Origin of the sequence: Anoxybacillus sp. PDR2, from assembly GCF_009834045.1 — a bacterium.
Classification (GTDB): Bacteria; Bacillota; Bacilli; order Bacillales; family Anoxybacillaceae; genus Anoxybacteroides; species Anoxybacteroides rupiense.
Genome location: NZ_CP047158.1, coordinates 1167732 through 1181007, shown reverse-complemented (window position 1 = coordinate 1181007; position 13276 = coordinate 1167732). Strand labels below are relative to the sequence as shown.

At 40.9% G+C, this 13276-nt stretch carries 12 protein-coding genes; 4 read left to right on the top strand and 8 right to left on the bottom strand.

Features of this window, described 5'->3' with window-relative positions:
• Positions 1 to 13 precede the first annotated feature (13 nt).
• Positions 14 to 2032 carry a glucose-specific PTS transporter subunit IIBC gene (gene ptsG / locus GRQ40_RS05710; protein WP_159719560.1) on the bottom strand — a complete coding sequence of 673 codons (2019 nt, stop codon included), beginning with the start codon at positions 2030 to 2032 and terminating at the stop codon, positions 14 to 16.
• 245 nt (positions 2033 to 2277) lie between these two features.
• Complete coding sequence (gene glcT / locus GRQ40_RS05705) at positions 2278 to 3123, bottom strand: glucose PTS transporter transcription antiterminator GlcT (RefSeq protein ID WP_066146996.1); 846 nt, start codon at positions 3121 to 3123, stop codon at positions 2278 to 2280.
• A gap of 274 nt (positions 3124 to 3397) precedes the next feature.
• Here glcT and GRQ40_RS05700 point away from each other — a divergent pair, with 274 nt between their 5' ends.
• Together GRQ40_RS05700 and GRQ40_RS05695 are read left to right on the top strand one after the other, a co-directional pair.
• Positions 3398 to 3847, top strand: a complete 450-nt coding sequence (locus GRQ40_RS05700; protein ID WP_159719559.1) for a staygreen family protein — start codon at positions 3398 to 3400, stop codon at positions 3845 to 3847.
• Between the two features lie 472 nt (positions 3848 to 4319).
• On the top strand, positions 4320 to 5075 hold the full coding sequence (locus GRQ40_RS05695) for an alpha/beta fold hydrolase (protein ID WP_338079029.1): 756 nt from the start codon (positions 4320 to 4322) through the stop codon (positions 5073 to 5075).
• Between the two features lie 389 nt (positions 5076 to 5464).
• On the opposite strand, the gene GRQ40_RS05690 is transcribed toward GRQ40_RS05695, so the two are convergent.
• The gene (locus GRQ40_RS05690; RefSeq protein WP_044746688.1) at positions 5465 to 6610 is read right to left on the bottom strand and encodes a cation:proton antiporter; all 1146 of its coding nucleotides are present in this window, start codon (positions 6608 to 6610) and stop codon (positions 5465 to 5467) included.
• A 555-nt stretch (positions 6611 to 7165) separates the two neighbouring features.
• Between GRQ40_RS05690 and GRQ40_RS05685 the strand changes: the two genes are divergently transcribed.
• Positions 7166 to 7327: a hypothetical protein gene (locus GRQ40_RS05685; RefSeq protein WP_159719557.1), complete on the top strand. Its 162-nt coding sequence runs from the start codon at positions 7166 to 7168 to the stop codon at positions 7325 to 7327.
• A 30-nt stretch (positions 7328 to 7357) separates the two neighbouring features.
• Here the strand turns inward: GRQ40_RS05685 and GRQ40_RS05680 are convergent, their stop codons facing one another.
• The 4 genes from GRQ40_RS05680 to GRQ40_RS05665 form a co-directional block, all read right to left on the bottom strand.
• Complete coding sequence (locus tag GRQ40_RS05680; RefSeq protein ID WP_159719556.1) at positions 7358 to 9769, bottom strand: bifunctional diguanylate cyclase/phosphodiesterase; 2412 nt, start codon at positions 9767 to 9769, stop codon at positions 7358 to 7360.
• Positions 9770 to 9905: 136 nt separating this feature from the next.
• Entirely contained in the window at positions 9906 to 10058 is a 153-nt protein-coding gene (locus GRQ40_RS05675; protein ID WP_082741650.1) for a YvrJ family protein, read from the bottom strand.
• A gap of 174 nt (positions 10059 to 10232) precedes the next feature.
• A complete protein-coding gene (locus GRQ40_RS05670; RefSeq protein ID WP_044746691.1) occupies positions 10233 to 10451 on the bottom strand; it encodes a DUF2922 domain-containing protein in 219 nt (72 codons plus the stop codon).
• A complete protein-coding gene (locus GRQ40_RS05665) occupies positions 10420 to 10683 on the bottom strand; it encodes a DUF1659 domain-containing protein (protein WP_044746692.1) in 264 nt (87 codons plus the stop codon). The genes GRQ40_RS05670 and GRQ40_RS05665 overlap by 32 nt, the downstream gene beginning before the upstream one ends.
• A gap of 566 nt (positions 10684 to 11249) precedes the next feature.
• On the opposite strand from GRQ40_RS05665, the gene GRQ40_RS05660 reads away from it, so the two are divergent.
• Positions 11250 to 11885, top strand: a complete 636-nt coding sequence (locus GRQ40_RS05660; RefSeq protein WP_066146986.1) for a nitroreductase family protein — start codon at positions 11250 to 11252, stop codon at positions 11883 to 11885.
• A gap of 118 nt (positions 11886 to 12003) precedes the next feature.
• Here the strand turns inward: GRQ40_RS05660 and GRQ40_RS05655 are convergent, their stop codons facing one another.
• Positions 12004 to 13275, bottom strand: coding sequence for an ATP-binding protein (locus GRQ40_RS05655; RefSeq protein WP_159719555.1), 1272 nt, complete (start codon positions 13273 to 13275; stop codon positions 12004 to 12006).
• Position 13276: the final 1 nt, after the last annotated feature.

Below are 13276 nucleotides of genomic sequence, written 5' to 3'. Positions count from 1 at the left end.
TATCACCTTTTGGTTATTCGATGACAGCTACTTTGTGCTCACCTTTTGTTACTGTCGTTTCTGTCTCTAAGCGAATCTGCTCGTTCGCTTTTAAGTTTGTAAAAATAATCGGTGTAATGATGGAAGGAGCATTATTTTCTACATATTGCAAATCTACTTTTAAAATCGGCTGTCCTTTTTTCACTTCGTCTCCTTGCGAAACAAGTGCTTCAAAGCCTTGTCCGTTCAATTTTACGGTATCAATACCAAAGTGAATTAAAATTTCTCTGCCGTTCTTCGATTCAATCCCAATCGCATGCTTCGTCGGGAACACATTGATAATTTTTCCATCAACAGGAGAAACTACGGTTCCATCTGTTGGCATGATGGCAAAACCATCCCCCATCATTTTTTGTGAAAACACTTGGTCTGGCACCTCTGACAACGGAAGTACTTCACCTGTTAACGGAGCGATAATTTCATCTGCACCCGCTGTGACTTGAGCACTTGCTGTTTTTGGCTCTTCTTTCACACGAACTGGCGTGCGCCCTTCCATAATATCCTTAATTTGCCCTTTTAAGATGTCGGATTTCGGTCCAAAAATCGCTTGTACATTATTTCCTACTTCAAGTACACCAGCTGCACCTAACGTTTTTAACCGTTCTTTATCGACATGTTGAATATCATGAACTGATACACGTAAACGAGTGATGCATGCATCTAAATGTTCGATATTTTCTTTGCCGCCAAGTGCTGCTAAAATCTCGTACGGTAAATCTCCCGCGCTTGCTGCTTCGCCCGCTTTTTCTTCCGTCACTTTTTCACGTCCCGGAGTCGCTAAATTCCATTTGCGAATCGCAAAACGGAAGCCGAAATAGTAAATAACGGCAAATACAAGACCTACTGGGATCACAAGCCACCAGGCTGTTCGGTTTGGCAGCACTCCAAATAGCAAATAGTCAATGACACCACCAGAGAACGTCATCCCGATTTTCACATGCAATATATGCATAATCATAAACGATAATCCGGCAAAAATGGTATGGATCGCAAATAGTGCCGGTGCGACAAACAAGAACGAAAACTCAATTGGTTCGGTAATTCCTGTTAAAAACGATGTAAGTGCTGCAGATGCCATAATTCCGGCAACGACCTTTTTGTTTTCAGGGCGGGCCTCATGATAAATAGCCAGTGCAGCTGCAGGAAGACCAAACATCATAAATGGGAATTTCCCTGTCATAAATGTTCCGGCCGTTAAATCGACTCCATCTTTTAGTTGAGCAAAGAAGATTTTTTGGTCACCATGAACAACTTCTCCAGCCTTGTTGACATACTCACCAAATTCATACCAGAATGGCGAATAGAAAATATGATGCAAGCCAAATGGAATAAGCGCGCGTTCAATCACGCCAAAAATAAAGGCTGCCAGCGTTTTATTCGCGTCAATCATATTATGTGAGAATGAATTCAAGCCATGCTGGATAGGTGGCCATACCCATGTCATCACAATTCCCAAAAGAACAGCAGATGCTGCTGTGATAATGGGTACAAATCGCTTGCCGGCAAAAAATCCTAAATATTGCGGCAGCTCGATATTGAAAAACTTATTGTACATATACGCTGCTAAAATACCGACGATAATACCGCCAAATACCCCTGTTTGCAATGTTGGAATCCCTAAAATATTCGCAAACGACGGATCTGTGCCGATTTTATCAGCCGTGACGCCCAATATAACGCTCATCGTTTTGTTCATAATTAAGTAGCCGACAATCGCAGCAAGGCCCGCAACACCTTCGCCTCCGGCTAACCCGATCGCTACCCCGACCGCAAAGAGCAAAGAAAGGTTGTCAAACACCGCACCTCCTGATTGCTCCATGACTTTGGCCACAAGAACGACCCAGTCTGCCTTAAGTGCAGGAATTTTGTCTGTTAGCGCCGTATTCTGTAAAGCGTTACCAAAAGCAAGCAAAATACCTGCAGCCGGTAAAATCGCTACGGGAAGCATTAACGCTTTTCCGACTTTTTGCAGCGTTCCAAACGCTTTTTTCATAATGTAATCCCCCTTCTCATTCTAAATTGGCAGCAAACATTTTTTCTCTTTATAGTCATCTCACCAAATGCCTGATATTTGTAAGCACTTGCAAAGGATGAAAAAACAAAAGGCATGAGCAAAGAAAAACAAAATTGAACATGAATAGCAACAGGATAGAAAAACAACCATCCATAATTGCTTGTTCCATTTTGTCTTCTTTACTCATGCCTGATCGAATCAGTAACACGTAAAGATGTAGACAATTATTTACTTTTTTTTGCAAGCCTTTGCAAATGCATCGTTAAATAGACTGCTTCTGCATCGTCCACAGGCATCTGCAGCGTTTGCTGCATGATTTTTACTAACTTCCATGCAGCATTATAACATATCGGATATTCTTCTTTCAAGATTTTCGACAACTTTTTTGGTTCTTCGACACGCTCACCTTTTTTAATTCGTTCGATCGCATACCGTAAATGCTGAATAAATCGCAAATAATAAATACTTTCACGGTCAATGGCAATATGAAGCTGTTCTTCTACAATGGAAATCAGTTGAGCAATTAATTGTGAGTGCTTATTTACTTCTGAAAGACTTTGATGCGAAATCCCACTATGGATATGTAAAGCAATAAATCCCTTCTCTCCTTCAGGAAATTGCACGTGCAGCTTTTTTGTTAACATGTCAACGACTTCTCCGGCAATTTCATACTCTAAAGGATATAAGCTTTTTGTTTCAATCAAAAATGGATTTTTCAGATCAAGTCCTTGCTGAATGCGCTTAATCGCAAAAGAAATATGATCGGTCAGAGCAACGTGGATATGCTCATTCAATGGCGCATTGACCCGATTTTTGATGTGCTGCATCACTTCATTCATGACACCGATGAATTCTTCGTCAAGGCTTGGAAGCAACTTTTTATATTGCTCCTGCTCACGTTCATTTTTCAAGATAAACCATTTTTCGACCGCGTTTTGCTCAATGAAATCTCCCTTTTTCTTGCCGAAGCCGATCCCTTTTCCTAACAAAACCACTTCATCATACTCTTCGTGCGAAGCAACCAATACGTTATTATTCAATACTTTTTCAATCCGAAAGGACTTTCCCACAAAAGCCCAGCTCCTTTGATTTAGACGTTTACAATACTATCATCTTACGCAACGATTTACCATTCGTCAATAATCGACTTTTTTCGAAGCGAGCTTTTTTGCTGCCAAAACATACAATATAACCAAACTATACAAATCCCATTTAATAAGTAGAGATCGAGCAACAGCCAGCTTCAGAAAGAGCAATGGACCGGTCTTTCAAGTCACTCGCAATCGTCGAAAAACAATCGTTAAAAAGCTAAGCCTCATTTATAGACAAAAAGGAGACAGAATGATGAATCAGATAAATCCTAAAAAACTTCACGTGCAATGGGAAAACAACGCACGTCTGCACATTCCACCTAACACAAGAAAATACACGTTAATCCATTCTGACGACACTGGTGATCTTTATTTGTACATTGGGTCATCATTTGCTTTCAAACATCTTCATCCGATGCGCGACGAAGTATTAGCTGAGTGGAAACGAGTGAAGCAAACACTCATTTTATTCCTCTATGTATACGTAGGAAACAAAAATAGCGGAAAAGAAACAAATGAGCAACGAAAGCAAGCGTTCCAAAAAAAATTGCCGCTTGCGCTTGAAGCCATTCGTCATGGAGACCAACAGCTGTTTCAAGCGTATCCATTTTTAGATTTTAGTCCTATTCTTGTTCATTTTACATCAGAATATCCCGATTTGAATGTGACAGAGGATTACGGATCTCCTTATCTGTATAAATAATCGATTCCTCGAAAGCGAAAGCTGATATTTCTTTTCCCCTCGATCCATACTATTGAAATGAACATGTGATCCATTACCCATGGTGCTAGTTGCGCATAATAGCTTGAGCGCTCAATATTTCCTCTCCTATATGTACAGGGGATGAGCCGCTTTCGGCGATCAGGCAACTGAACCACACCGCCTCCAGATAAATTCAAATGGCTTATTGATCGCCGCGCGATCGCTTAGGCTGACCGAGACAAGTCAATGGTTTGCCTCCTGACCGTGAGCTTGGATCAATACGGTTCATTTACCATATGGATTACCGCGCGAGAACGATCAGTGAAACCGATTGGATCTGGCGCCACGCGTATCCATTATGTCATGGGAAAATGGAAAATATAAGGCTTAGCAAAGCTTTTTCAACAGCGACGATAAAAATAGGATGAAGCACAAACTTTTCAATGAATGGAGGACCTTACACGTGCCATACATGACGATAGAAAACGATATTCGCCTATATTATACGGATGCAGGAGAAGGAAAAGCTCTGGTGTTTATTCACCCGCCAGGAATGGGAAGCAACGTTTTTGCTCAGCAGCAAGCGTTGACAGCCAACTTTCGCGTTGTCACCTATGATATGAGAGGAAACGGAAAAAGCAGCGCTTCAAACAAACCAATAACGATTTCTTTGCTTACGGAAGATCTTCATCAATTGCTTCGCTCTCTCCAAATTGAACGAGCGATTATTTGCAGCTACTCAAGTGGAGGCTCTGTTGCGCAAGCTTTTGCGCTTCGCTATCCAGAACAAACGGAAGCGATCGTATTAATCGGCGGGTTTCCCGAAGTACGCACATTATGGCTATATTTCGAATTTTTATTAGGCATTTTCACAGCGAAAATCGGAGCCATTTCGTTACTTGCTAAAGTATTAGGAACCGCTCACGGAAAAAGCCAAGACGAAAAAAGAGCAATCGAACGATATGCGCGGCTCGCCAATCAAAAGGATTTATTCAGTATGTATAAAACGATGCTGCACGATCGTAACACAGAGCATTTAGCAAAACTAACGGTTCCTCTGTTGATCATATACGGCAATCGTGATTATTATCTCCATGCTTATGAAACCACTTTTAAAACATACGTCCCTCATGCTCGCGCCATCTATATTGATAAAGCTAGACATCAAATTCCAACACGGCATGCTGATGAACTGAATGCCATTTTAACATCATATTTTTTACCGTAAGACGAGCGATATAAACACCGCTCATGCTTCCACCTTTGTTTCCAAGTGGAATTTCACCAATTAGACGACCGAACAACACCACTTCTAAACAGTTTCATTTGTCTGGAAGTGGCTGATTGTTCGGCGCTTAGTGACTATTAGTAAAAAATAGAGCTTTGCTTTTGAGTCAACAATCAACCCAATCTTGTCATGATGCCTATCCATAAACCGGCATAAGCAAGGCATGGAAGTCATCGACGAAAAAACGATTGGTTTAGGTTGGAAAATATATCTGCTAGCCAAAAAACAAAAAGCCCGTTTCAGTAACCAGTCTCAGGTTGTAGACAAAGTCAATATTGACTTTGTCTACAACCATTTTCATTTCCTTCATCGATTGTGAGGGCTGCACGTCAGACTGGTTGAGAAATCGAGCCGCGCTTAAAAATCATTTTTAATAGCGGAGGAGTCACTAATGTCGTTATAAGGACGACAACAATCAGAACAGCAAATAAATCAGCCGTTAATAAATTAGATTCCAAACCGATACCAGCAATAATCAGTGCTACTTCGCCACGCGAAACCATTCCGGCTCCAACCGCCAATGAGCTTCTCCATTCAAATCCAGCTAATTTCGCTCCAAATGCAGCACCAACTAATTTTGTCAAAATAGCTAGTACGCTTAAGCCGATAATCAACCAAAGATGCTGGCCAACATTGGAAAACTCTACAGCAACACCAATCGAAGTAAAAAAGACTGGCACGAAAATCGAGTAGCTAATGGTTTCTACCTTATGAAAAATTTCTTCTTTATAATCGGTAAAACTGATCCCTAGTCCAGCTATATAAGCCCCGATAATCGCAGCAACTCCTGTCGCTTCTGCCAAATATGCGAACGAAAAGCAAATGATTAATCCCGCGGAAATAAGAGCTTCATCAACACGAAGCGGTGCAAAAAATCGCAATACAACCGGAACAACTTTCCATGCCAGTAAAATGGCAACCGCAAAGAAGACCACTTTCTTAACGATCACAGCACCAAGCTGGACGTCTCCCCCAGCTAGACTCATCAAAAACGCTAATGCGATAATGACAAGAATATCATCAATGACAGCCGCTCCTAAAATGGCCGTCCCCTCTTTTGATTTTAATTGGTTCATCTCTTTTAACGCCTGCACGGAAATACTGACGCTTGTGGCTGACAACAATAGCCCTAGAAAGACCGCTTGTATTGTTGAGAGCTCAAGAGCAATTCCTGCCATATATCCCAGCAATAGCGGTACCACGATTCCAAGTACCCCAACATAGGTAGCCGCTTTTCCCGTTCGTTTAAGCTGGTCTACATCGGTCTCAAGCCCCGCAATAAACATTAACAATATAACACCAATTTGGCTGACTTCTTTTAAAATTTCTGTGTCATTGATTAATCCTAATACCGTTGGTCCAAGAATTATACCGATCAGCAATTTTCCCAGCACTGCTGGTTGGCCAAGTCGTGCGCTAATATCCCCCGCTATCTTTGATGCAAACAAAATAGCTGCCAACTGTAAAATAAACATTTTTCACTCCCCTTATTAAAACGTTCAAACAGGACTATATACGATTAGTGTGCGTCAAAGGTTTCAGTTTCACTAAACAACATGTCCATTCCTTTTGATTTTTCCCGGCTCACCCTATCATAAAAACATTTAGCAAACGAGGAAAACACAACTAAGCGAAGACAAAAATTAAATCAAGTCGGTTATGAGCGGACAGGTGAAGCCAATAACGGAAAAACGCAGTGCTTATCAACCGTCTGAACGCATATCGAAATGATTGATGCACTTTTCCGTTTTTCATCACATCGCTACTTATACTCTCTCACAGTCCAATCATGGACAGCTCTGTGTACACGATAACCCAATACGACAAGAATGATGTCACCTCATCTATAACAAGGACCTTTTTATTAAGCCTGGATTAAAAAAACATGAAGTTTAATCAGGGAGAAAACTAGAAATGATTTGTGGAGAGGAAAATGAAATGAATAACGGTTAAGTCGGTTAGAAAAAGAAACAGCATATTTTTTATTATTTAGAAGAAAATAACAAACATGTGTAACCGCGGTCCAAACGATGCCGCTTCCAGCCCATAAACAGGGCTGGGAAGCGATTCGTTATCGGCTGCTTGATCATCGTCGAAAACGACAAGAACGGCCATTAAGCGATCCACTATCGATCAGATGGCTTGTCATTAGTAACGACAGAAACTCCTTCATGACAACGGATACAGGCTAAAATATTAGAAAAAAACCGGCATCATAAGCATCATACGCGCCATGGCTTCATTAATTCTTGTACCTTCCCCAGTGTATCCAACAGTTGTTCGAATGGAACCGGAGCACTGAAATAATATCCCTGTATTTCCTCACAGCCTTTTTCAAGCAGAAAACGAACTTGCTCTGCTGTTTCGACCCCTTCCGCCGTGACAAATAAATTTAATTTGTGTGCAAGCAAAATAATGGCCTCTACAATTTCCTCGCTTTTTCGCCCTTCGCTAATGCTCCGGATAAAGGAACGATCGATTTTTACAGCATCAATCGGAAACCGGTTCAAATAATTTAATGAAGAGTAGCTCACTCCAAAATCATCAATCGCAATCGTGATACCAAGCTGTTTAAATTTCTGCAAAATCGCGATTACTTCCGAAGGCTCTTTCATAATAGCAGTTTCCGTAATTTCAAATATAAATGAAGTCGGATTCATGTTCTCCTCTGCCAAAATCCTGCATACTACTTCTTCCAAGTCTTTATTTTGGAACTGTCGGGCTGATAAATTGACGGCCATTTTTAAATGGGGAAATCCCGCTTTCTCCAACCGCTTTAAATCGCGGCACGCCTGGCGCAGCACCCATTTCCCAATTTCATCGATTCTGTTTGTTTCCTCCGCAATCGGAATAAACTCCGCCGGACTGACCATTCCGAGTTGCGGGTGCTTCCAACGAATCAACGATTCGACACTAAGAGTGCCGCTTACAACATTCACTTTCGGTTGATAATACAAAGAAAATTCCCCATTTTCGATCGCCTGCTGCAAATCATTCTCAAGGCGCACCTTTTTGGCAAAAATATCGCGCATATGAGGATCATATTCAACAATGCGATTCGTCCCATTCATTTTCGCATAATAAACAGCTTTATGAGCATTGCTAAGGAGCGTTTCAACCGATCGCTCGGCATCAGCTGCGTAGCTTACACCGATATTCGTCGTAATATTCAGCTTTTCCCCGGCAATAAAATATGGCTCCTGTAAGCAGGCGTCAAGCTTGTCAAGCAGCTGTCTCAATTCATCCTTTTGATCATAAACAAAGGCAACCACGAACTCGTCTTCACTAATTCTTGCTAAAAACGTCCGTTCAGATTCAAATTCCTTCAAGCGATTGGCAACCTTCCGCAACAATTCATCCCCGTTTAAATATCCAAGAAAATCGTTAATGAATTTAAAGCGGTGAATATCAATCAATAAAACCGCCACATTTTTATAAGCGAGCATAAACTCCTTTAGCTTTTCACTTAAATAATTCCGATTGGCTAATCCTGTAAGTGAATCATATTGCACCATAAACGCAATTTCTTTTTCTTTGCTTTTTTGCTCTGATAAGTCGTGGATCACAAGAAATCGCGCCTTCTTCCGATAATATGGAATCGTCATTTCGTTCACTTTCACGACTTTTTCTTCTCCATTCAAGGAGGTCATGATCCATTCGTCTCTATCGCTATCTGCCTTTTTAAGAAAATCGTTTATTTTTTTCCCTTTTACCTCGCTGACCTGTTTGGCGTTTACCATTTTTAATCCAGCGGGATTCATATAAGTGATAATCCCGTTGACTTGAATCATGACCGTATCAGGCAGGAATTCTACCACTTTACGATATAGCTCCTCGCTTCTCCTTAGCTGCTCCTGAACTTCGACTAAGTCCGTCACGTTCTTAATAATGGATAAACCAGCTATCACGTCGCCGTTTTTGCCAAAAAGCGGCGTAACATTTACTGATACATATACTTTCTTTCCGTTTTTATTCGCAAGCGATAATGGAAGAGAAGTTAAACTTTTCCCTGCTTGAAGCTGTCGTAAGCTTTTTTCTAGTTCCAATCGGTATTCTGGTAAAAACTGTGCAATATCTTTTTCCAGAAGCTCAGCCTGCTTCCAGCCTACTAATTGCTCCAATTCACGATTGACGCGTAAAATGCGCCCGCTTAAATCGAACATAATAAATGCATCGTGAGAATGTGTAAACAATGAATGAAAAAGCTGATAAATTTCGTCATATTGCTCCTCTTTACGCATCAGCTCTGTGACATCCCGCGTCAATGAAAGTATATAGGACACCGCACCCGTTTCATCAACAATTGGAATCAGTGTTGATTCGGCCGTGCGTTTCTCATTCGTGACATTCATCCGATCGCGGTAAGTCACAACACCCTTTGTTTCAACTACTTTACGATATCGAGAATTTAGATGATCAGCGACCGACTTTGGATAAATATCGTCGATGCATTTTCCCATATCTTCTTCGGCCAAACTGGCTAAATGAAGCGCTTTAGGACTTACATGAACATAGCGAAATCGAGGACCTTCTTCTACTTTCATCAGAAAGACAATATCAAACAGCTGATCCATTACAGTAAACCATAACTGTTCATCCGCTAATAGCTTTTCAACAAATTGATTATGTTTCATCTTCTCCATTCCTTTATGTTAATCTCACGCTGCAATCCCCTCTCATTATTATATTTCGGCAAAAAATCGCCTGTTTTAATATGAGCCAAAACAAAAACCTGATCCCCCTATGCGAGGATCAGGTTTTTGTTTTACATTATTCAGCACGCCAGTCAGCAGCTAGCTGTTCAGATAAACGTTGAATGGATTCAATAACACCATCCAATTTAGCCTCGATTCGATGAAGCAGATAAAGAGTGACAATGACAGGAAAGCCAACGTCGGAAATAAGGGACATATACGCATCCACATGAATCTCTCCATTTGATATGGAATCATGTTTAAATAATAGGCCGGTCGCTTTATAAGCCGGCCGGCCATTTCGCATGTTTTTCTCCTCAAATGATCTTGAGAATATTGGGTAGAGAGGCAAGCGATACGGTATGAAAGTGTTGATCAACATTGGGCGGACTTGCCTATCCGATTATGGTAACGCTATCTCCTCTTCATTGCGCTGCAGCAATCTCGCACCCTTTTTCCCCACAAGGTCCCCTCCACTTGAAGTGAAAATATTGGCCGCGATAATCGTATCCATAACAGAAGATATGTGCTGCGCATTGACCGGCTCAATAGGACGGTCAATCACAATCCGGAACACATTCCCTTGCTGGTTAATAAATTGTAGCTCCAACGACTTTTCCATCTCTCATCCCTCCTTCATTTGTAATCAAATGCAGATCGCTGCGCTCGACCTGAACAAGCGGATCGCTTTGCAAAGAAGCAAGTGCTTGAGAAACAGCAAGAAGCTGCTCTGGAGATGCTGTTACTTTTATATTGTTTAATTGTCTCCGTCTATAAATAGGTTTGCCTGCTTCATCAACACCCGCTTCAAATACTAAACGCAGCTGCGACTGCTGAATGATGGATTGTGCCATCCCCCGTTCACCTCCTTTCATCTCTACTATCGCATCAACGAGAAAAAAGGATAGGTGGAACATGCAGTTTTTGTTTTCGGCCATCTAAAAAAAGAGGCGCTTCTTTCCGAGCAGCTATAAATTCAAACCTCTACATGAATTCCACTAAATTCTTACCACAGACGTGTTTATTATCCAATAAAAACCAATGGACATTGTTTGATTCCTAGCACAATCATTCCATATTTTTAGTAAAATAATGGATCATCAATACTTGTGTTCTTACTACGTAAAAATCCATTAGATAGATTGACATTCCGCTTATTAGTATGGGGACGCTTTGGATCATGTTGAAAAATCAAGCTGGATTTATGTAAAAAGCGAAAATTATATGCATTTTATTGGGGGCATATATTCGAATAAGCCTCTCCCACTTCCACTCCGTTAAGAAAGGGAAGACTCATCAATGGATGATATTAAAATATTTGACAAATACAAATAGTAATTTTATGATAGGATTGTTTATATTACTTACCAAAAGTTAGTTAATTTCTTTTTTTAACAATCAGATGTAGGAGGGTATACCAATGGCAACGCAAACATCAACAACGAAAGATTTTTTGACCGTAATAAATGAGCGTCAGTCCGTCCGCAAATATGATCCAAGCTTCCCTATCAGCAAAGAGGAACTAAAAGAAATTCTTGAACTAACAGGTAAAGCACCATCCGCGTGGAATTTACAACAATGGCATTTTTTAGTCTTTCATGGTGAAGAGGCTCAGAAACGCCTTCTGCCTATCGCTTATAATCAGCAGCAAATTGTCGATGCTTCTGCCGTTATTGCTGTACTTGGGGATCTTGAAGCCAATCGCAATACTGACAGCGTATACGATCCATTAGTCGAAGCTGGACATATGACGAAGGAAATCAAAGAAACGCTAGCAAAACAGATTGCTGGTGCTTATGAAAATAAACAATATGCACGGGATGCTGCTTTCACAAATGCTTCGCTTGCGGCTATGCAGCTTATGCTTGTTGCGACTGCAAAAGGATGGAGCACTTGTCCAATTGGCGGCTTTGATGCTGAAAAATTCATGAAGGAATTTCAAGTTCCCGAGCGCTATATTCCAGTAATGCTGGTTACGATTGGAAAAAGCACAGCCCCAGCTCACCGCTCCACTCGTCTTCCAGTTGATGTAACAACAACTTGGATTGAAAAATAAAACAGCAGCTGGGTTAGAACCTTTCATTTGATAAACATTGTTTAAAGATCAAAAAATGGCCGTCCGTAACGAAGAATGGGAGCATCTACCCACAATCTAAGAGGCTGATCGTTAACGATCAGCCTCTTTTTTCTCCTTGGTATAAGGGCAACAGCAAATGGACCGTCGTTCCTTTTCCAAGTTCGCTCTCGATTCGCAGCGTTCCTTTGTGCTCCTGAACGATTTTCATGCTTATTGTCAAGCCAAGTCCCATTCCTTTTTCCTTTAATGTAAAAAATGGTTCGCCGATTTTTTTCAGACGATCTTTCGCAATGCCCACACCCGTATCAGCAATGGTGACGTGTACATTCTCGCCTTCTTCCTGTATGTGCAAACGCAGCCTTCCTCCTTGAGACATTGCTTCAATTGCATTTTTCACAATATTAATTAAAACTTGAATCATTTGGTTTTTATCACCGTGAATTTGTGCATGCGGTGCTGTATTTTCGATGGAAATATCCACATTGTTTAACACCGCTTCATGGCTAATTAAATGAATAACGTAACCGGTCGCGTCGCTCAGCAAAAAGGGCTTATAGCAGTGGCTTTGCGGCTTTGCAAGCACAAGTAACTCGCTTACAATTTGATCGATTCTCTCAAGTTCATTAAGTACAATTTCTATATACCATTCATTCGTTTTCTTCGCCTCTTTCATCATCTGCATAAATCCTTTGATAGAAGTGAGCGGATTGCGAATTTCATGGGCGATTCCCGCCGCCAATTCGCCAACAACCGATAGCTTTTCTTTTTTCAGCAATAACGTTTCTGCTAATTTTTGCTGTGTAATATCACGCCCGATCGTCAGTAACCCTTTCCGTTCTCCATTTTCGTGAAAGAGCGGCACTTTAATGACATCAAAAGTCTTAAATTCCCCATTTGTGGTCATGAACGACTCTTCCGTCCTCGTCATCATTCCTTTTTTCCATGTTTCTTCATCCGTCTGCGCACAATATCGAAACGTTTCTTTAAAAAATGGCACCATTTCGCCAAGATCAAGATCTGTTTTTCCTAGATAATCTACATTTTCTAAATTATATAATTTTCTTCCAAAATCATTCACACGCAGCCAGCGGCCCTTACTGTCTTTAAAGCAAACAAAGTCAGGCATCGAATTAATCAATGTCGACAATTGCTGCTCTTCTTCTACTGTTTTCTTCAATTGTTCGGCCTTTTTAATCATTTGATGAAGAAATACGGCAGATAAAACGACGAAAAGCCCGCCTTTTCCAATATTCACGATCATTTGCATGGAGTGATCGAAACGAAGAAGCTGCATGAACAAGTCCGTTACAATAATCCAAACGATACTAAATATTAAATAAATAACCACGGCTTTTTGCTTTGTAAACACT

Bases quoted from the DNA above. Each gene is read 5' to 3' on its own strand.
- ptsG (WP_159719560.1), bottom strand. From the start codon at position 2,032: ATGAAAAAAGCGTTTGGAACGCTGCAAAAAGTCGGAAAAGCGTTAATG.
- GRQ40_RS05700 (WP_159719559.1), top strand. From the start codon at position 3,398: ATGAATCAGATAAATCCTAAAAAACTTCACGTGCAATGGGAAAACAAC.
- GRQ40_RS05695 (WP_338079029.1), top strand. From the start codon at position 4,320: ATGACGATAGAAAACGATATTCGCCTATATTATACGGATGCAGGAGAA.
- GRQ40_RS05690 (WP_044746688.1), bottom strand. From the start codon at position 6,610: ATGTTTATTTTACAGTTGGCAGCTATTTTGTTTGCATCAAAGATAGCG.
- GRQ40_RS05685 (WP_159719557.1), top strand. From the start codon at position 7,166: ATGCCGCTTCCAGCCCATAAACAGGGCTGGGAAGCGATTCGTTATCGG.
- GRQ40_RS05680 (WP_159719556.1), bottom strand. From the start codon at position 9,769: ATGAAACATAATCAATTTGTTGAAAAGCTATTAGCGGATGAACAGTTA.
- GRQ40_RS05670 (WP_044746691.1), bottom strand. From the start codon at position 10,451: ATGGAAAAGTCGTTGGAGCTACAATTTATTAACCAGCAAGGGAATGTG.
- GRQ40_RS05665 (WP_044746692.1), bottom strand. From the start codon at position 10,683: ATGGCACAATCCATCATTCAGCAGTCGCAGCTGCGTTTAGTATTTGAA.
- GRQ40_RS05660 (WP_066146986.1), top strand. From the start codon at position 11,250: ATGGCAACGCAAACATCAACAACGAAAGATTTTTTGACCGTAATAAAT.